Source organism: Dyella sp., assembly GCF_036384435.1.
Classification (GTDB): domain Bacteria; phylum Pseudomonadota; class Gammaproteobacteria; order Xanthomonadales; family Rhodanobacteraceae; genus GSA-30.
This window is the reverse complement of record NZ_DASVMI010000043.1, coordinates 1-19,922: the sequence shown is the minus strand read 5'-3', so window position 1 is coordinate 19,922 and position 19,922 is coordinate 1. Positions and strand designations below refer to the sequence as shown.

General features: G+C 61.5%; 11 protein-coding genes. 6 read left to right on the top strand and 5 right to left on the bottom strand.

Annotated features, from left to right (window positions below; genetic code table 11):
- Positions 1-49: 49 nt before the first annotated feature.
- The 3 genes from VF436_RS03985 to VF436_RS03975 all read right to left on the bottom strand — a co-directional run bounded on the left by VF436_RS03985 (position 50) and on the right by VF436_RS03975 (position 4,838).
- Positions 50-493 (bottom strand): response regulator, encoded by a 444-nt coding sequence (locus VF436_RS03985; RefSeq protein ID WP_330902688.1) that lies wholly within the window; start codon positions 491-493, stop codon positions 50-52.
- On the bottom strand, positions 490-2,325 hold the full coding sequence (locus VF436_RS03980; RefSeq protein ID WP_330902687.1) for a sensor histidine kinase: 1,836 nt from the start codon (positions 2,323-2,325) through the stop codon (positions 490-492). The genes VF436_RS03985 and VF436_RS03980 overlap by 4 nt, the downstream gene beginning before the upstream one ends.
- A gap of 176 nt (positions 2,326-2,501) precedes the next feature.
- Positions 2,502-4,838, bottom strand: coding sequence for a GH92 family glycosyl hydrolase (locus VF436_RS03975; RefSeq protein ID WP_330902686.1), 2,337 nt, complete (start codon positions 4,836-4,838; stop codon positions 2,502-2,504).
- A gap of 142 nt (positions 4,839-4,980) precedes the next feature.
- On the opposite strand from VF436_RS03975, the gene VF436_RS03970 reads away from it, so the two are divergent.
- The 5 genes from VF436_RS03970 (at position 4,981) to VF436_RS03950 (ending at position 11,852) form a co-directional block, all read left to right on the top strand.
- The gene (locus VF436_RS03970; protein WP_330902685.1) at positions 4,981-6,033 is read left to right on the top strand and encodes a LacI family DNA-binding transcriptional regulator; all 1,053 of its coding nucleotides are present in this window, start codon (positions 4,981-4,983) and stop codon (positions 6,031-6,033) included.
- 49 nt (positions 6,034-6,082) lie between these two features.
- On the top strand, positions 6,083-7,393 hold the full coding sequence (gene fucP / locus VF436_RS03965) for an L-fucose:H+ symporter permease (RefSeq protein WP_330902725.1): 1,311 nt from the start codon (positions 6,083-6,085) through the stop codon (positions 7,391-7,393).
- Positions 7,394-7,402: 9 nt separating this feature from the next.
- Entirely contained in the window at positions 7,403-8,380 is a 978-nt protein-coding gene (locus tag VF436_RS03960) for a carbohydrate kinase (RefSeq protein WP_330902684.1), read from the top strand.
- The gene (locus VF436_RS03955) at positions 8,377-9,609 is read left to right on the top strand and encodes an AGE family epimerase/isomerase (RefSeq protein ID WP_330902683.1); all 1,233 of its coding nucleotides are present in this window, start codon (positions 8,377-8,379) and stop codon (positions 9,607-9,609) included. The genes VF436_RS03960 and VF436_RS03955 overlap by 4 nt, the downstream gene beginning before the upstream one ends.
- Before the next feature lie 269 nt (positions 9,610-9,878).
- Positions 9,879-11,852: a M1 family metallopeptidase gene (locus tag VF436_RS03950; protein ID WP_330902682.1), complete on the top strand. Its 1,974-nt coding sequence runs from the start codon at positions 9,879-9,881 to the stop codon at positions 11,850-11,852.
- 28 nt (positions 11,853-11,880) lie between these two features.
- On the opposite strand, the gene VF436_RS03945 is transcribed toward VF436_RS03950, so the two are convergent.
- Both VF436_RS03945 and VF436_RS03940 read right to left on the bottom strand, forming a co-directional pair.
- Entirely contained in the window at positions 11,881-12,924 is a 1,044-nt protein-coding gene (locus tag VF436_RS03945; RefSeq protein WP_330902681.1) for a diguanylate cyclase, read from the bottom strand.
- A 502-nt stretch (positions 12,925-13,426) separates the two neighbouring features.
- Entirely contained in the window at positions 13,427-13,615 is a 189-nt protein-coding gene (locus tag VF436_RS03940; protein WP_330902680.1) for a hypothetical protein, read from the bottom strand.
- Between the two features lie 478 nt (positions 13,616-14,093).
- On the opposite strand from VF436_RS03940, the gene VF436_RS03935 reads away from it, so the two are divergent.
- The coding region (locus VF436_RS03935) for a hypothetical protein (RefSeq protein ID WP_330902679.1) at positions 14,094-19,922 on the top strand (5,829 nt) is incomplete at its 3' end.

Genomic DNA, 19,922 nt, shown 5'->3' with positions numbered 1-19,922 from the left:
TTCCCGGATCGATGCGATCGACACGATCCCTTGGATGGCTATCCTACGCTCAATCCTTGTCTGGACGCTGGTTGAGTACCGCCCAGAATTGTCCCAAGGTGCGCACCGCATCAAAAAACTGATCGACATCGACCGGCTTGATGACATAAGCATTGACACCCAGGTCCCAGCTACGCGCCAGGTCGCTCTCCTCGCGCGAGGAAGACAGTATGACCACCGGGACCTGCCTGAGTCTTTCATCGGCCCGCATGCGGGTCAGTACGTCCAGCCCGTTCATGCGCGGCATCTTGATATCCAGCAGCACTACCGCCGGCTCGACCCGCTCCTGCCCGGAAAACACCCCCTGGCCGTAAAGATAATCCAGGCAGTCGACACCGTCCTCCAAATGCACGATCGGATTGGCAAGATTGGCATCCTTGAGCGCATCGATCGCCAGTTCGGCATCGGCCAGGCTGTCCTCGACCAGGAGAATGGGACGCAGATAACGGGTCATGAGCGTGCCTGGGTAAAAGAATCGGCCAGATCGGAGGCCGGCAAGGTGAAGTGGAAACGCGCCCCCTGCCCGGGCTGCCCATCCGCCCAGACGCGTCCGCCATGGCGGGCGATGATCCGCCGCACATTGGCCAGGCCAATGCCATTACCCGGAAATTCCGAAGCTCGATGCAGACGTTGGAACACGCCGAAAAGTTTGCTGGCGTATTGCATGTCGAAGCCGGCACCGTTATCGGCAACCACGAACTCATAGTCTCCGTTTCGCAGTCTCTCTACGCTCACCTGGATACGGGCGACCGCGCATTGGCCAGTGTATTTGACCGCATTACCCAGAAGATTCTGCCATACCGTACGCAACATGTTTTCATCGCCGATCACGATAGGCAGCGGCTCAACATGCCATTCGATGCGACGCCCGGCCACGTCGTTGTCGCTTTCCACGAGCGCACGCGCATCATCGACCTGTGACTGCATATCTACCGGCTGCAGGCGCAAGGCGCCGCGCCCCAGGCGCGAAAATACCAGCAGGTCATCAATGAGCTGGCCCATCCGCTGGGCGGCCTCAGTGATCACATGCAGATAGTGATGGGTCTGCTCGTCCGCATCCTCGCCCAGATGACGGCCAAGCTTGCCGGCAAAGCCGGCGATGTGGCGCAGCGGGGCCCGCAGGTCATGCGATACCGAATAGCTGAAGGCCTCCAGTTCGCGGTTCACGTCGGAAATCTGTTGCACCTTGCCTTCGAGTTGCCGATTGAGATCCTTGACCTCGCGCTCGGCCAGCGCGCGGCTGGTGATGTCGCTGACTGTCAAAAGCAACGCCGGCGCATCGCCGTCTTCCTGTTCCAGGCGACGCGCATTGATCACTACGTGACGATCGATGGCGCCGGCCGTGCGCTGGGTCACTTCGTAATCCCACAGCTCACGATCGAGCGAGAGCACGTCGCGCAGGCGTTGCAGCAGCGAAACGTCATTCCACACACCATCTCCGATATCTGCCAGCTTGACGGCATACCGCGACGCCGGCAATCCATACAGCTCGCGGAACGCCGCATTGACCAGGAGCGTGGTCAGGCTGCCATCGAGCAATGCGATCGGTTCGCGTACGGCCTGCACGATCAACTGCGAACGCATGACCGCTTGGCTTTCGCGCCGTTCGGCATGCAGGCGCCGGGATATCTGGCGTTCGGAAACCACCACTACCACGCCAAGCAAGAGCACTTGGGCCAGCGCGGTGATGCCCAGCACCACCGCGCTGTCGAACGATTGCCGCTGCGCATTGGCAAGCCGACTGGCCAGCACGCCATCCTCATTGCTGACGATGTCGTCGATGAGGTCGTCGAGCTTGAACAATTCCCCGGCGTCACGCAGTGCGTTGTTGGCACCCTGGGTATCGCCGCGCACGTAGCGCAGGCGTGCCTGCTGCATCAACGCCATGCGGCCATTGACCACGGTGGACAAAGAACCGATCAGCGATTGCTGATCGGGATTGTCGCGAGTCATGTCGCGCAAGCGCGCCAATAGTTGTGGCGACTCATCGTCGACCTGGATCGCGCGCTTGCGCACGCTGGCATCGTTGTCGCCATCGAGCATGCGGTATACAGCGGCCTCGCTGTTGCGCGTAACGTAGGCAATGCGGAAGGTAATCGACTTCACCTCCTGCGAATGGCTAACCAGTTCGGCTGCGGACAGGGCCTGTCGGCTTGCGCTGCGCGTGACCAGATAAGGCAGCGCAACGATCACCATCACGGCAAACAGCAGGCCGCCCAGGCGCCAGCGCTGGCTGATGGCCGTTTGTACGCGATAAGGCAGCTTTCGCAGCGAGGCACGAGACATTCCGGCATGGTTGCAGAAAGTGACCGGGCGGCCAAGGGCGAGAAGCGAGAGATCAGGAGTGCGTGGCGAGAGCGCCCTGGCGGAGGCGACCGATCGCCTCCGCCGCCCGGACTTGCGTCCTCACTACTGGTTACTCACTCCCAGGCTCTGGCTCCTGACCCAGCTTCCAGCCTCAGTCAGTGCGCGTACGGGCTCATGCCCGAGGGCCGAGAGGCTACCGCCTTGCCCCAGTTCTTGTTCGGCTCGGCCTGCATGGTGAAATGCAAGCGGCCACCGGCCACGATTTCGCCATGACGCAGATATACGCGATCAAGCGGCTTGCCGTTCAAGGTGACCTCGCCCACATAGGGATGCGCGTCATCCAGCGGTGCCGCCGTCACTTCGAACTGCTTGCCGTTGGGCAGATGCAACGTGGCTCTGGACACGAATGGACGGCCGATCGCGTATTGGTCGCTAGCCGGGGTCACTGGATAAAACCCCAAGGCCGTGAAGACATACCAGGCCGACATCTGGCCCAGGTCATCGTTGCCGGCCAAGCCATCCTGGCGCGGAGCGTACTGGGTATCCATGATCTGCTTCAGACGCGCCTGGGTCTTCCAGGGCGCACCGGCATAGTCATACAGGTAGGCCAGGTGATGACTGGGCTCGTTGCCATGGGCATACCAGCCGATCAGGCCAGTGATGTCCTCGACGTTCTTGAAGTGCGACGGATCGACCTTGGCATCGAACACGCTATCGAGCTTGCTCGCGAACGCACCATCGCCACCCATCGCGGAGATCAGCCCGGCCACGTCCTGCGGCACATACCATGAATACTGCCAGGCGTTACCTTCGGTGTAGTCGGTGCCATAGCCGGCCGCATCCGGGTCGAACGGCTCGCGGAACTGACCATCGGTCTTTCGCGCGCGCATGAAGCCGGTCTTGGGGTCGTAGGCATTGCGCCAGTTGGTGGCGCGCTTCTCGAAAGTGGTAGCCACGCTGCCCTGACCCATCGCCTTGGCCATCTGCGCGATGGACCAGTCGTCATAGGCGTATTCGAGTGTCTTGGATGCGCCCTCTGGCTCTTTGTCGATCGGTACGTAGCCGAGTTTCATATAATCACCCAGGCCACCATAGGGCTTGTAGGTGGCACTGGCGACCATCGCATCGAGCGCACGCTTGGCGTCGAAACCACGCACACCCTTGATATAGGCATCGGCGATCACCGGCACGGCGTGGTAGCCGATCATGCACCACGTTTCCAAGCCCTGGTAGGCCCATACGGGCAGGATGCCGAACGGACTGGCTTCACGCGCGGCAATCAGCGATTGCACGAAATCCGTGCTCATCCTGGGCTTGAGCAACACCATCAGCGGCTGCTGAGCACGGTAGACGTCCCACAATGACCAGGTCGAATAAAACTGGAAGCCGCTGGCCTTGTGCACGGCGTTGTCCGGCCCCCGATATTCGCCGTTGACGTCGGACGCCAGCGTCGGCGACAGGAGGGCATGGTAGAGCGAGGTATAGAAGCTGGTGCGCATGGCCTGTGGCGCATCCACATCGATGCTGGCCAGCGCCTTGTTCCACAACGCCGTCGCTTCGTCGCGGCGCTTGTCGAAATCCCAGCCCTCGCCGCCCGACGCCAGGTTGGCGAGCGCGTTGTCCTCGCTGACCGAGGAAATGGCGACCTTGGCCTCAAGCGGCTTGGTCAGGGACCCGAAATTGAACACTCCCACCAGCGCACGGCCAGCCTGGGCGTCATGGTCCTCGGCTTGGTGACCGGGCCCCTTGAAACCCTTGTAGGGAGCATCGGTATCGCGGTTATAGAGCGTGCGCGACACCATCGGTTGCGAGAATTTCATCGCAAAGCACAAATGGCGGCCCGGCGCCCAACCATTGGTCTGGCGGCAGCCGGTGACGGTGCCGTCGGCGAGTACCCGGACCGACGACCACAGCACCTTGCCAGCGTAGTCGTAGATGCTTGGGCGCAGGTCCAGCAGCACGTGCGCCGGCTTGCCCGTCGGGTAGGTATAGCGATGCCAGCCCACCCGGTCGCCGGCCGTCAATTCGGCACGGACATCGTAATCAGCCAGCGTTACGGCGTAGTAGCCGGCCTTTTCGACCTCGGTATCGTGAGAGAAGCGCGAGCGATAGCCGCTGCCGGGCTTGGCCGGATCGCCCGCATCCAGCCGCACATCACCGGCGATCGGCATCACCAGCACGTCGCCCAGGTCCGAATGGCCCGAGCCTGAGAAGTGCGTATGCGAAAAACCCATGATGGTGGGGTCGCCATATTGGTAACCGGCAGCCCACTTGTAGCCATGCTTGAAGTCCGGCATGGCCGTGTCCGGCGACAACTGGATCATGCCGAACGGCACCGTCGCGCCCGGGAAGGTGTGTCCATCACCGCCCGTACCGATACGGGGGTCGACCTCGGCCGCATGCCCGGCCGGTTCGGCGGCCTGGACAGAAAAAGCCAGCGCCAGAGCCACCAGGCCCGGCAACAGACGCAAGGAGGTACGCACAGCAGTCATGGAATCCCCGGACATGGACAAATTTGGATCGTTCCAAACGGACACTACCACGCCCTGCCCACCGCGCGCATGTTGCGCTGCGCGATGTACTGCGGGCGCGTGTTTGGCTACATTTGGATCGTTCCAATGCAGATGATTGACGATGGAAAGCCTACCGCCTGCTCGTCGTAAGGTCACTCTGACGGATATCGCCGCTGGCTGCGGGGTGTCGCGAGCGACTGTTTCACTGGTTTTACGGGGAAGTCCGCTGGTCAACAAACACACGCGAGCGCGTGTGGAGGAAGAGCTGCGCCGACAAGGGTACGTCTACAACCGTGCCGCTGCCAATCTGCGCCGCCGCACGTCTTCGAGCATCGCTCTGGTCATCAACGAACTGGGCAACCCGTTCTTTGCCGAATTTGCCGCTGGCGTTGACGAGACCTTGGGAGCAGCCGGCTTCGTCACCTTGCTGGGTAGCACCAGCGAATCGACCGAACGCGAACAAGCCGTACTAGGCTCGCTGATCGAACATGGCCCCGGCGGCATCATCCTGTCGCCAGCCGAGGGCAGCGAGGCCAGCACGGTATTGAGCGCGGTCGGGCCGCAAATGCCAGTGCTGCTGTTCAACCGCGAGCTCGGCGGCAGCCTGCCCGAGTACGCGCACTGGGACCGCCTGATGCTGGACAACCAGCGCGGTGCTCGCATGGCGACCGAACACCTGATAGCCCAGGGACATCGCCATATCGCGTTCTTCGGCGGCCATAACGATTCCAGCTCGTGCAGCCAGCGCTATGCCGGCTACCAGCAGGCAATGCACGCGGCAGGCCTGTCCGAGGCCGCGCATTGGCGCGTGCAGACCGCACCGACCCGTGTGGATGCCGCCCATCATTGCAATGAACTTTTCCGCGCCGATCCGGCGCCGACGGCAGCGGTCTGCTACAACGACGCCGTCGCGCTGGGTCTGATGCTGGGGTTGGCCCAACGTGGTCTGCAGCCCGGTCATGACTTCGCCGTCACAGGCTTTGACGATATTGCCGAAGCAGCTTTCAGCATGCCGCCACTGACCACCCTGGCCACCAGCCCCCGCGCACGCGGTCGCCAGGCAGCGCAACTGTTGCTGGCTCGGCTTCGCGATCCACAAGCCGACGCCAGCACCACGACCGCCCCTGTGCAATTGGTCGTACGCGAAAGCAGCGGCCCCCTCCGCTCCCCTTAAAGTTAGTAACAACTCGCGAGGACCCCCCATGGCACCCACCCCTCCCTCCATGCCACAAAGCGCTTCCACGCAAGACGGCAGCGCACGCTACACCGACTATCCGATGGCGATGGGCGTACTCACGACCATCTTCTTCATGTGGGGTTTCCTCACTTGCCTCAACGACATCCTGATTCCTCACCTGAAGGCGGTCTTCGAACTGACCTACTTCAAGGCCATGCTGATCCAGTTCACCTTCTTCGGTGCGTACTTCCTCATGGCGCTGCCGGCTGGCCGACTGGTCGCTGGGCTCGGCTACAAGAAGGGCATCGTGGCAGGCCTGATCGTGGCAGGCATCGGCGCCGCCACCTTCTGGCCGGCCGCTGGCATGCGGTCGTATCCGTTCTTCCTCGGCGCCCTGTTCGTCCTGGCCACCGGCATCACCGTGCTGCAGGTGGCCGCCAACCCCTACGTGGCACTGCTCGGGCCGGAAAAGACCAGTTCCAGCCGACTCACGCTGGCGCAGGCGCTCAACTCATTCGGCACCTTCCTGGCGCCGTGGTTCGGCGGCATGCTCATCCTGTCGACGACGGTGAAAAGCGCCGACGACATCAAGCAGATGGCCCCGGCCGATCAGGTTATCTATCGCGCGCATGAAGCCTCTGCCGTGCAGGGGCCGTACATCGGTTTGGCCATCGTCCTGGTGTTGCTGGCAGTCTTCGTCTACCTGTTTAACCTGCCCAAGCTGAAGGAAACCACCGAGCAGGCCGACAGCGGGAGCCATAGCCTGCTCGATGCGCTGAAGATTCCGCATGTACTGTTCGGCGTGATCGCGATCTTCTGCTACGTCGGAGCCGAGGTGGCGATCGGCAGTTTCATGGTCAATTACATCGCTGCGCCGAACATCGGCCACATGAGCGAACAGGATGCCGCGCACTACGTCTCGCTATATTGGGGCTGCGCGATGGTCGGTCGGTTCCTCGGTTCGGCCTTGCTGGCCATGATGTCACCCCGCCGCCTGCTGGCGATCTTCTCGGTGATCAACATGCTGCTGGTTCTCACCACCATGACGACCTCGGGCAATATCGCCATGTGGTCGATCGTGGTCATCGGCCTGTTCAACTCGATCATGTTCCCGACCATCTTCGCACTGGGCATCGAGCGCCTGGGGCCGCTGACCGGCAAGGCATCGAGCCTATTGATCATGGCCATCGTGGGTGGCGCGGTCATTCCTCCGCTGCAGGGTTTCATCGCCGACCAGATCGGTATCCAGCATGCCTTCTTCCTCCCGCTGATCTGCTACGCGTACATCCTGTTCTACGGCGCCCGTGGCTCGAAGATCATCGACTACACCCTTCCGACCGCGGCCTCCGGCCGCTGAGACCCCTAGATGCCAGGCAACATCCTTTGTTTCGGTGAAGCGCTGATCGATTTCCATAGTGAAGGTCGTGATTCGAGAGGTTTTCCACACAGCTTCGTCCCATTCGCCGGCGGTGCGCCGGCGAATGTGGCCGTAGCCGTCGCCCGCCTCGGAGGGCCCGGTGCTTTCGCCGGCATGCTCGGCAAGGACATCTTCGGCGACTTCCTGCTCGACAGCCTGCAACAGGCGGGCGTCGATTGTTCGGGCGTGACACGTACCGGCCAAGCCAATACCGCGCTGGCCTTCGTGGCGCTCGATGCCCATGGCGAACGTAGCTTCAGCTTCTATCGCCCGCCATCGGCCGATCTGCTGTTCCGATCCGAGCACTTCCGTGACGAGGATTTCAACAAGGCGGCAGTCTTCCACGTGTGCTCCAACAGCATGACCGAACCGGCCATGGCCGCGGCCACGCGCGAAGGCATGCGGCGTGCACGCGAGGCCGGCGCACTGGTCAGCTTCGACCTGAACCTGCGTCCGGCGCTGTGGCCGGCCGGCGTCAACGCACGTCCGGAAATGTGGGAAGGCCTGCGCCTGGCCGACGTGGTCAAGCTCAGTGTGGAAGAATTCGATTACCTGGCGGTCGATGGCCGCGAAGCTGTCCTGGATCACTTGTGGCAAGGTCGGACACGCCTGCTTATCGTCACCGATGGCGGCAACGGCCTACGCTGGTTCCATCCCGATGCCGAAGGCGAATTGCCGGTATTCACGGTGCCGGCGGTCGATACCACCGCCGCTGGCGACGCATTCGTCGGCGGCCTGCTGCTGCGACTGGCCGAGCTTGAACAGGGTGAAGGCCGCCTGGATAAACTCGTGCAGGAACTCCCCCGCCTGCACGCCACCTTGCGCTTCGCTGCCGCATGCGGCGCGCTGACCGTGACCCGCCAGGGTTCGTTCACGGCCATGCCTGGCGAATCGGAGGTCCTTCAATTCATGGAGAGCTACGCATGAGCACCCCCACTCCGGACTTCCGCTCCGAAGCCTTCCTGCTCGACCACATCAAGCAGACGATGGCCTTCTATCATCCGCGCTGCATCGATGCGGAAGGCGGCTTCTACCAGTATTTCAAGGACGACGGCACGATCTACGACAAGAGCCACCGTCACCTGGTAAGCAGCACGCGCTTCGTCTTCAACTACGCCATGGCCTCGATCGAATTCGCAAATCCCGAATATCTCCAGGCGACCCACCATGGCTTGAAATACCTGCGCGACGTGCATCGCCAACCCAACGGCGGCTACGCCTGGACGATTCGCGACGGCAAACCCGAAGACCTTACCTATCACTGCTACGGCGTGGCATTCGTGCTGCTGGCCTACTCCACCGCGTTAAAGGCCGGCATCAAGGACGTCATTCCATGGATGGATGAGACCTGGGATCTGCTGGAAAAATACTACTGGGATGCCGACGCCGGGCTATACCGCGACGAGTGTGACGATCACTGGCACTTCAGCGACTACCGTGGCCAAAACGCCAATATGCACATGTGCGAGGCGATGCTGGCCGCGTACCAGGCCAGTGACGATACGCGTTATCTCGACCGCGCCCTGACGCTGGCGTACAACATGACCGAACGCCAGGCCGCCAAGACCGCCGACAAGCCAGCCACGAACGGTGGCCTGGTCTGGGAGCATTACGACACGCACTGGGAGGTGGACTGGAAATACAACCTCGACAATCCCAAGCACCTGTTCCGCCCTTGGGGTTTCCAGCCCGGTCACCAGACCGAGTGGTCCAAGCTGCTGATGATCCTCGAACCATTGCTGCTCGAACGCAATCGCGAGGAAAAGTGGCTCGTCGGCAAGGCGCGCCACCTGTTCGATACCGCCCTGCAACATGCCTGGGACGACACCCACGGCGGCATCGTCTACGGCTTCGATCCCGACGGCAAGGTATGCGACGGTGACAAGTACTTCTGGGTGCAGGCCGAGTCGCTGGCTGCTGCTGCGTTGCTGCATGCCCGCACGGGTGATGCCAGCTACGACCAGTGGTACGAGAAGATCTGGGCATACAGCTGGAAGCATTTCGTCGATCACACGCACGGCGCCTGGTATCGCATCCTCACTCAGGACAACAAGAAGTACGACGACGAGAAAAGCCCCGCCGGCAAGGTCGATTACCATACGATGGGCGCCTGCTACGAAGTCATCGCACTGATCCGCGCGGGCGGTACACCGTAAGATTTATCGCCGGTCGGCGACCAGGCCCTGCCAGTCACCGATCGGCATGGCGTGGTATTTCTGCTTTCCAGCTTCATGACGGGCCTTACGAGGCCCGTCTTTCGCGCACACTCCCTCCCCTGACCAGGCCATGGTCCGCCATGGCGTCGTGATGCATGCCATGTCGCACTGGCGCCGGCACGCCGCTTGCCGTATGACATCTTCTTCGCCGCGCCGTACCGATACGACGTGCTGCCTTGCCAGGAAGGCACATCACCCACGAGCCACGCATGAAGAAAATCCCGAATCTCGCCGGCGCCATCGGCGTCGCCCTGTTTTCCCTGGCCGGCACAGCCGCAGCGACGGATAACTCCCATTTCGATCCGCACGAAACTTTCGCGCCGTTCAACTATCCGCAAGCCGTCAATGCATATCGCTCAGGCAGCGGCAAACCTGGCCCGCTCTTCTGGCAGAATCGCGCCGATTACAAGATCGAGGCTTCGCTCGATCCGGCCACGCGCACACTCAGCGGCAACGAGATCATCACCTATACAAACCATAGTCCCGACGCACTGGACGCACTGTGGTTGCACGTCGAGCAGAATCGTTACCGCAAGGATGCGCGTGGTGCTTTCACATCCAGCGCATTCCCTGAGGAATTCACCGATGGTTATCGCATCGCCTCGGTCGAGGTGGAAGATGCCAGGGGCCATCTGCAAAAAGCCACCTGGACAGTAGCTGACACCCGTATGCAGATCCAGTTGCCTGACGCAGTGAAGGCGTCCGGAGGCACGGTTCGCGTGCATATCCATTACAGCTTCACGGTGCCTGGCGAATTCGGCGGGCGCATGGACTACAACACCAGCAAGAACGGCGACATCTACGAGATTGCGCAGTGGTATCCGCGCCTGTGCGTCTACGACGACCTGCGTGGCTGGGACACCGCGCCTTATCTCAACAGCGAGTTCTATCTCGAATACGGCGACTTCGAGTATGCCGTGACGGTACCCTGGGACATGATCGTGGTCGGCTCGGGCCAATTGCTCAATCCACAAGAGGTGCTGACCACCACCGAACAGAAACGCCTTGAACAGGCTCGGCACAGCGACAGCACGGTGATGATCCGCTCGCCGCAGGAGGTGACCGATGCTCATAGCCGTCCCAAGCAAAGCGGCACGCTGACCTGGCGCTTTCGCATGGAAAATACGCGCGATGTCGCCTTTGGCGCATCCAAGGCCTTCGTTTGGGATGCCGCCCGCATCAACCTGCCACAAGGCCGCACGGCGCTGGCCATGTCGGCCTATCCGGTGGAAAGCGCAGGCAACGACCGCTGGGGCCGTGCCACTGAATATCTCAAGAGCTCCACCGAATATTTTTCGAGGCAGTGGTATCCGTATCCTTATCCAGTCGCCATCAACGAAGCCGGCACCGCTGGCGGCATGGAATATCCCGGCATCACCTTCGACGCCAAAGTCGTCAAGGACCGTGTTCTGCACATGATCATCGCCCACGAGATCGGACACACCTGGTTTCCGATGATCGTAGGCACCGACGAGCGCCGCAACGCATGGATGGATGAAGGCTTCAACACCTTCATCGATGTCTACGAGGGCGACGCCTTCAACCACGGCGAGTATGCGCCCAAGCGCGATAGCGAATACGCTCCCGGCGGCGGCAATCCAGCCGATGAAATGGCCCAGGTCATGAAGGATCGTGATGCACCGCCATTGCTGATCGGTGCGGACATGGTGCCGGAAAAGTATCGGCACCCGATGACGTATTTCAAATCGGCATTCGGCCTGGTGCTGCTACGCGAGCAGATCATTGGACCAGAGCGCTTCGATCCGGCGTTCCGTCGTTATATCCAGACCTGGGCCTACAAGCACCCTAGTCCTACCGATTTCTTCCGCTTCATGGAAAGCGACACTGGTGAAGATCTAGGCTGGTTCTGGCGCGGCTGGTATCAGCATAACTGGCAATTGGACATGGCCGTGCAGAAAGTCGCACCCACAAAAGGCGACTGGAGCCACGGCGCGGACGTGACGGTGGCCAATCTCGACCAGCTGGTTATGCCCAATACACTCGAACTGCGCTACGACGACGGCAGCAAGACCGACGTGCGTATTCCGGTGGAGACATGGCAACAGCATCGCAGTTTCACGCTCCACGTCGATGGCAAACACAAGGTAGTCAACGCTACGCTCGATCCGGAGCACAAACTGCCTGATTCCGATCGCGGCAACGACGTGCTCACTGTCCGATAATCATCGCCGGTCATCACAGGCCATTCGATCAGGCCGGCTCGACGAGCCGGCCTTGGTGGTCATAAGGCATGATCCGGTTACGTCCATGCACTTTGGCGGCGTAAAGGGCCTGGTCGGCGGCATCGATCCAGCTTTCCGCGCTGGACATCCAGTCCTCAAGCACAGCAATGCCGATACTGACCGAACATTCCACGCCGCTGGAGCGAATCCCCGCCATGCGCTGACGGATGAGTTCAGCGATGTCGGCGGCTACAGCCGCATTGGCACCCGGCAACAACACGACAAATTCGTCTCCGGCGAAACGCGCCGCCGTATCCGTGCTACGAATCGACCGCCGCAACAGCCCGGCGAACTGACGCAATACCTGGTCGCCGGCCGCATGCCCACCGAGGTCATTGATGCTCTTGAAGTGGTCCACATCCAGCATCAGCATCGCCGCATCCTGCCCTCGCGAACGCGCGGTACGCAGTTGCGCATACGCCAATTCGCTCCAGTAGCTACGACTAGCCAGGCCAGTCAGGGCGTCCCGACGTCCGATTTCGCGCAACGTGGCATTTTGCTGAACTACGCGCCGGGCCAGGCTATGAGCGGCAAAACTGGTGGCACTGGGATAAATCAGCAGCAACGGCGCGCAAGCGATGATCACCAGTTCGGAGCTGTGCATCTGCACGTGAAAGCCCGTTACGGCTGCCGTAAAAGCGCAAGCCATGACCTGCGCGGGCAATGTCCGCGCCAATAATCGCCAACCACCCACGTTCAGCTTATCTGCCGAAAGCATGCTGACCAGCAGCAGGCTGGGTAGCAGGTTGAACTGCATCAGGGCAACCCAGACTCCCCCCATGGCCGAATCCACCCCGAGGTTGATGTATTCGGCAAAACGCTTGCGGGCATGGTTGGAAGCGATGGCATAGGCCACATGAGGCCAGACGAAGGCATGGCAGATGGCCAGTAACCAGGGAACCGGGCCTGCGTGGAGCTCGAAGAACACCGCCGCCACGCACAGAAACCCCGCGCCCAGACCCCAGGCACGTAGGCGTCGTATTCGCTTAAGGAACCGGATGTCGTCCGCCATGACACTTCTCGCAACCGTCGTCCGCTACGAAAGGCGAAGCAAAAGATGTGCCCAAATCCGCGGTTCGTAAGGGAAAACGATAGAACGTCATGTCATGATCAAGCCGTCCTTTTCACAATCGTGAACCGGCGCCTCCTGGCGAAGAGGTGATGGTGCAGCGCAGAAAATTGGACTGGTAGACTGTGATTGCCAGCCGCAAGCCGAGATGGCGCCAGCAGGGGTTCGCGATACGTCAGGGGTGATGGTGTCGCGGACTCGACGTACCGCCGAACCTGTTGGCGCTCATCGACGCAAAAAAATGGCCCGGGCTTGCGCCCGGGCCAGCCGCAACGTCCATTGTTGCAGGGATGGGACAGGGGGATCCCATCAGTGTGGCCTGCAGGGGGTCAGGACCACACATTCTTCCAGACAAACCACGCTCTCAGCGAAGGGAGGTTGGGCATCCTGCCCAGCATGGTTGTTGGAAGCCGTTTGCCAGGGACCTGTCGTCCCGGCGAATTGGTTATCTCTCTGAAAAAGTGACTTTCACAGCGTATTCCGTGGCATGGGCCTCGCGTTCGGCGATATGCGTAGCCAACGCGACGGCGTCGTAGATGTCCTGCCGAAAAGCCAGTGGACGGTTTTGGCGCATCACATTCCAACCATGACGCCGGCTACCGGCCACACAATATTCGATTCGGTTTGTCGTCATATTCTGCCTCCCGACTGAGTCAGTGCCGTTCCGATGGAGATATGGTCGCGCTACCCAGGGGGCGGGAGATATAAAACTAGTATGAAAAATCGTCCCGAGACGAAGATCAGGCCTACGCACCCTCCCCAATCTCCTACAGACATGGCATTTCGAGCAGGACCACGGATGCCATCGCGCGGATGGCCATAAGCGCATTTCACAAGTCCATGTTTTTCATGAAAATTCCAAACCGTGAATTGGGTCACGAAGCTTCACGCCACAGCAATTGCATCGCTGCGACGAGCGATCTATACAAACACCGTCAGTTGCGTTGGCTGTCCTGGCATACGCAAGGGGACTGATTCGTAAGAGTTGCGTGTCGGGGCTCGGCCTCCACGGCCAAAGCGATCAGCTACGCCAGCTCATGAAATCGGCATCGCCAGCTTGCATCAGTCCGGTCTCATGAGGTGGTCAATCTCCTTGATGAGGATTGACGCTTATGAACAGCCATCGCCGGATGCAGATTCTGCGTGCCACACCCGTCTCGTCGAAATCGACGAATCGCATACGGACATATCGACATCCATTGTGTTTCAAGCAAGGCCTCCTTGCCGCTGCGCTGCTCGGCAGTTGGGGTCAGGCCACGTCCGCGCAGAACATCACCCTGGGACAGTACAACCCGCAACTCAACGACAACGAAATCGGTGCCACCGTCGTTGCTCCTGGAGCAACCGTCAATCTCGGTGGCCCTCAGCAGTTTCTCAGCGGCGATTCCGGTGCACGCAACACCACGCTGGGCGCCCTGCTCTCGATCAATCGCATCACCACTGGCGCGCAGTGGATCGGCGCTGAACGCCTCAATCCAGGCACGCAAAATTATGGGGTTACCGTGCCCGATCCCATTACCGGCGGCACCCGTGTCACATCCACCTATGCCACGGCCAATCTGATGCCGTTGACCGCAGTGACCGAGGCGACCACGGTGCCCGACGACGTGGATGTCAATGGCGCACAGTACATTGACATGCGCGTGGGGACCGTCAATCAGGGCGGCGGCACGATAAACGTGAACATCGGCGGCGGCGCGGGTTCACTCTCTACCGCCGCCTCCAATGCCTGGACCATCGCGGCCAAACAATCTTCGCTATTCTACGCCGATGGCAGTGGCGGCAACACAAGCTCGATCAATTGGAACGCCAATAACCGCATCAGCTTCATCGGGGACGTGGCGCCCACCACGGCCCAAAGTTACAGCGTCACTTACGTCTCCACGTACGGCGGCACATTCAGCGTGACCACGACCGATGGCATCGTCAGTACCCATACCGTCAACAACGATGCGGATCTGCGCACGTACAACGACTGGCTAATCACTCAGCTGCAAAGCGGCAACCTCGATCCCACGCAATACAACGCCAACTTCAGCAAGGCTTATAGCTCGGCGACGCAAAGCATTGGCTATACCGCCAGTGCGACCTCTCCCGATGAAGTCACCCTGCCTATCGGCGATCGCATCGTCCTGCACTTGGTCGGCGCGCAAGCTACCGGCACGATTGCCGCGGGGGCAACACTCGAGGTGTCCAACGCCAATAACGGTGCCATACGCGCCGAAGCTGGTGCACAGGCGATCAACAACGGCACGCTGGCGACGATAAATACCGCCGGTAGCGGCACCGCGCTGTACCTGACAGGCAACGGAACCTCCGGTCAGAACAATGGCGTGATCAACGGCAATGTCTTTCTCGCGCCCAACGGGAGTGCCACCAACAGCGCCTATGGTTCGAACGTCGTGGATCTTTTCGACAACGCGACATTCAGCAACACCGGTGTCCTGAACCTGGCCACGGGCGCGACCAACGGCGCTGGCGCATCGGCCGGCATACGGCTCAACGCGGGCACCCGTGCCAGCAGCAGCGGCATCATCAACGTGGGCGTTACCGGGTCGCGCTCCAACGGCTCGATGACCGGCGTGCTGCTTAACGATCCGACGGCCTCGTTCACCAATACCATTGACGGGCTCATCTACATCGGTCGTGGGCCGCAGACCCGTACATCGAGCAATCCCGCCGATGTGGCGATCAACCAGGGTTCACTCACCGCCGGCATCACCGTCAACGGCAACGCCACTGCACTCAACGAAGGCACGATCACCCTGGGCACCAAGACGCAAAATGCCGCGGGCATCGTCGTCAACAATGGCATCAACGCCAACGTGGTCAACAGCGGCACGATCAACATCAATGGCGCCGCGGCAACGGTGCCACGCGAGAGCGACGGTATCCTGGTGACCAATGCCGGCGGCGTCAGCAATACCGGCGACATCAATCTCAACGGCGTCAACGGCGTGGGAATCAAGGTGCTCAGCACCAATGCCACCGCATCTCAGGCGACGTCCACCGGCAGCATCAACGTCGCCGGAGGCGCCGACCCAGGCAGCGGCACACGCAACTTCGGTGTCTGGGTGGAAGGCCAGGGCTCGGGCACGGCCACCGCCGCCATCGGTGGCGCCATCAATCTGCTGGGCAATGGCGCTATCGGTATCCACGCGCGAGGACGCGCCACGATCGATGTCGAGGCATCGGCCATACCTGCGTTTGCAAACGGCAGCAAGCAAATCGCCTTTTTCGCTTATGGCCCGAATGCACAGATCAACGTGGCCAGTTCCGCGCTGGACGTCACCACCACGGGGTCGACCTTGTTCCGCGTGGAAAACGGCGCCAACTTCGACGGTACCGGCCTGACCCTCACTTCGTCGGGCCAGGGCTCGCTGGCCGTGCTGGGCACGGGTGCACCGTCGAGCATCAGCACACAAAATGCAAACATCAACGTAAGCGGCGCAGGCGCCACCGGCGTGATGGTGGAAGGCGGCGCGACGGGTTTGATTGATGCGGGCACCGTGATGCAGCTAACCGGCGACAGCGCGGTTGCCGGTATCGTCGACGGGCAGAAACATAGCCTTACCGGTGCCTCCAGCGGTGCCCCGGTCGCCAGTACGAGCCTGGCGAGCGCGGCAACGCTCACCTCGGACCAGTCCAACCTGATCGGATACATCGCACGCAACCAGGCCACGTTCACCAACAGCGGCGACATCGACTTCCACGGCGCGCACGCCACCGGCATCAGTGTGCAATCGGGTTCCACCGGAACCAACAGCGGCAATATCACGGTAGCCGACGGCGGTGTCGGCATGGCGGTTGACAGCAGCGCCACCAACACCACAACAACGGCGAACAATACCGGCACTGTGGTAGTCGATAGCGGCAGCGTGGCTGATCGCACACGAGGCATCGTGGCAACAGGGGCCAAGGCCACAGCCAACCTGCAAGCCGGTGCTCAGGTGCAGCTCAACGGCGTGGGAGCCATTGGCGCCGAAGCGATCAATGGCGCCACGATCCATCTGTCGTCCGGTGCCACACCCGTATTCGACAATACCGATCAGATCGCCTTTCACGCGCAAGGCTCCGGTGCCAGCATTATCAGCGCCGCCGGCTCGCTGGATGCCAGTACGGATCGATCGAGCATCTATCGCATCGATGACGGCGCCACGCTCAGCCTCAGTGGCAGTCCCATGCTGTCAGCCTCGGGCGCGGGCGCGCATGCCATCGACGGCTCCGGCGCCGGCAGCACCGTGATCACCGGCAACGCGACTTTCGATATTTCCGGTGATGGCGCCGTTGGCGTGCAGATGGACGGTGGCTCGAGCGGCACCATCAGCGCCGGAACCAGCGTGCAGGTCAGTGGCGCCGGTATCGGTGGCGTGGTCGATGGACAGCGCACGGGCATCGACGGCACGACGCTCGGGTCGCCGGTTGCTACCACGCTGGTCAACCAGGGCAGCGTCTCGGGAAGCGCAGAAGGTGCCACCGGATTCATCGCACGCAACCTGGGCACGCTGGTCAACAACACCGCCGTGACGATGAGCGGCACTGGCAGCACGGGCGTGTTGCTGCAAGACGGCGGCACATTGACCAACAACGCCATGCTGCATGTTGCCGATGGCGTTGGCATCCAGGTCGAAGGGGCCGATTCACACATCCTCGGCCTGGGCACCACCACGGTCGATAACGGCATGGCCGGCATTCGCCTGCTCGATGGCGCCCAGACAGTGCTAGATGGTCAGGGCGGCAATCTCGTCACGCATGGCAGCGCGCACGGCATCCTGCTCGACACGGACGCGTCGTCCCTGATGGCCAGCCATGCCACGATCACCACCGACGGCAGTGGCAACGGCATCGAGAACGCGGCGGAAATCGCCGATGTCTCCTTGAGCGATCTCACCATCCATAGCGGCGACGGGGCGGGCATTCGCACAGCCACTGCCTTCGATCCCTCCTCGACCGTGACGATGAATGTCGATGGCGGCGGCACGGGTCTGGCCTTTCGCCATGCCGATGGCAGCGTCGCCAGCGGCGATCTGGTATTGGGCACCGGCTATGTGGTCCATGCCTTGGGCGCTGGCGCCAGCGGCATCCAGGCGCTGACCACGGGGCACGTGACCACCGCCGCCCACGTCGATATCGACAGCACGGCGGGCGGTGCCGCGCTGATTGCCGGTACGGCAGCCAGCACCATCCAGTCCGGCGAACTGACCTCGGTCAGCTCCCGCGCCCCGGTGGTCGACCTTGCCAACGGTAACGGCACGGTGTTCACTAACCAGGGCACCATTCAGGCCGTCAGCGCCACGGGAATCGCCTTGCGTGGCAGCGCAGGTAACGACACGCTCAACCTCATCAGCGGTTCCGTTCGTGGAGACATCGCCACCGGCGATGGTAGCGACACGTTTCAGTGGACCGCCGGTACGCTCGAAGGCAGCCTGAGCATGGGCAATGGGGCCAATAATACTGCGACCGTGCAGCACGTGGATCTCGGACAGACACTGCACCTGACAGCAGGGACCGGTGGCGGCAATACACTTAATCTCAATGCAATCGCATCACGCGGGGGTTCGTTCACCACTGACGACCTGTCCCGAGGCGTCAATCTGGGTACGGGATGGAACACCATCAACTTCAATGACGGCACCGCGTTCACGCTGACCGACAATCTCAAGCTCGCCAACAGCGACGTCAATATCGACGCCAGTTCCACCTTGTTCACCGGTGACGAGGTATACCCGACGATTTCCGGCGCCACGCCCACGTCCGCGCGCGTCACCAATGCCGGCCTGATCGACCTGACCCAGGGCACCGGATCTCCAGGCAACCGCTTGACGATTGCCGGCGACTACGTGTCGCAGGGTGGCCAGGTCAACATGGTCAGTACACTCAATTTCGGCGGCGCGCTCGCCGATCAGTTCACAGATCGACTGCTGATCCAGGGCAATGCATCCGAACCGGGTGGCTCGACCGTACTGCACATCACGCCTTCGGCGGTCAGCACGGGCGAGTTGACCGACTTCAATCACAACAGCGCCGTGGATGCCAACGAAGGCATTTCCGTCGTGCAGGTTGCTGGCACATCCAGCGCCGACATGTTTCGGCTGGCCGGTGGCTTCGTTGAAGTAGGCCCTTGGCAATATGGCCTTTATGCATTTGCCCCCGGTGCCAGCGATGCGGCCCAGCGGGTCGTTACCGGCAACGACAACGCGTTCTGGGATTACCGATTGGCCAATGTCTATCGATGTGAAACGGACTGCATCGCGCCGACCCAGTCCAATCCACCACCCACGCCACCACCGGGCGCACCCGCCAATCCGCCGTTGCCGCCAGCCGATGACACGACCACCCTGGCCCCTGCCCCGCTCGCGCTCCCTGATGATGGATGCGTGGTCGATGGCATTGACAACTGCGCACCGGGGCGCCGTGCGGTGGCACCGCAAGTGCCCACCTATATCAGTGCGCCCGTCGCCCTGGCCAGCTATGGCTGGGAGATGCTGGACAACCTGCACAAGCGCCTGGGTGAGGTTCGCCATGAAAATGCCCTGGACCCGGGCACGGCGGGCGAAGCGTTTGCGCGCTTCATCGGTGGTGACTATACGTACAACACCGATCGCAGCTTTCGTCAATACGGCTACAACTACGATGAAGATATACGCGCGCTGCAAATTGGCGTGAATATCCTGGACATCGACAGCGACAAATCCGCCTTTCGCGGCGGCGTGGCCTATACCCATGGCATCACGCGTGTGGACCCGCGTGCCGCCGATGGTTACAGCCGCAGCAAGTACTACAGCAATAGCATCGCCGCCTTCCTGACTTGGCAAGACTCTAGTGGCTTCTATGTGGATGCCGTGGTATCGGGCGATCGCCACCAGGGCGACGTAGACACACAAGGTCGCCAGTCCATCGGCCGCCTGCGCGCTACCGGCTGGACGGCATCCCTGGAAACG

Excerpts from the sequence above, each read along its gene's own strand:
- VF436_RS03985 (WP_330902688.1), bottom strand. The coding sequence starts at position 493 with ATGACCCGTTATCTGCGTCCCATTCTCCTGGTCGAGGACAGCCTGGCC.
- VF436_RS03980 (WP_330902687.1), bottom strand. The coding sequence starts at position 2,325 with ATGTCTCGTGCCTCGCTGCGAAAGCTGCCTTATCGCGTACAAACGGCC.
- VF436_RS03975 (WP_330902686.1), bottom strand. The coding sequence starts at position 4,838 with ATGACTGCTGTGCGTACCTCCTTGCGTCTGTTGCCGGGCCTGGTGGCT.
- VF436_RS03970 (WP_330902685.1), top strand. The coding sequence starts at position 4,981 with ATGGAAAGCCTACCGCCTGCTCGTCGTAAGGTCACTCTGACGGATATC.
- fucP (WP_330902725.1), top strand. The coding sequence starts at position 6,083 with ATGCCACAAAGCGCTTCCACGCAAGACGGCAGCGCACGCTACACCGAC.
- VF436_RS03960 (WP_330902684.1), top strand. The coding sequence starts at position 7,403 with ATGCCAGGCAACATCCTTTGTTTCGGTGAAGCGCTGATCGATTTCCAT.
- VF436_RS03955 (WP_330902683.1), top strand. The coding sequence starts at position 8,377 with ATGAGCACCCCCACTCCGGACTTCCGCTCCGAAGCCTTCCTGCTCGAC.
- VF436_RS03950 (WP_330902682.1), top strand. The coding sequence starts at position 9,879 with ATGAAGAAAATCCCGAATCTCGCCGGCGCCATCGGCGTCGCCCTGTTT.
- VF436_RS03945 (WP_330902681.1), bottom strand. The coding sequence starts at position 12,924 with ATGGCGGACGACATCCGGTTCCTTAAGCGAATACGACGCCTACGTGCC.
- VF436_RS03940 (WP_330902680.1), bottom strand. The coding sequence starts at position 13,615 with ATGACGACAAACCGAATCGAATATTGTGTGGCCGGTAGCCGGCGTCAT.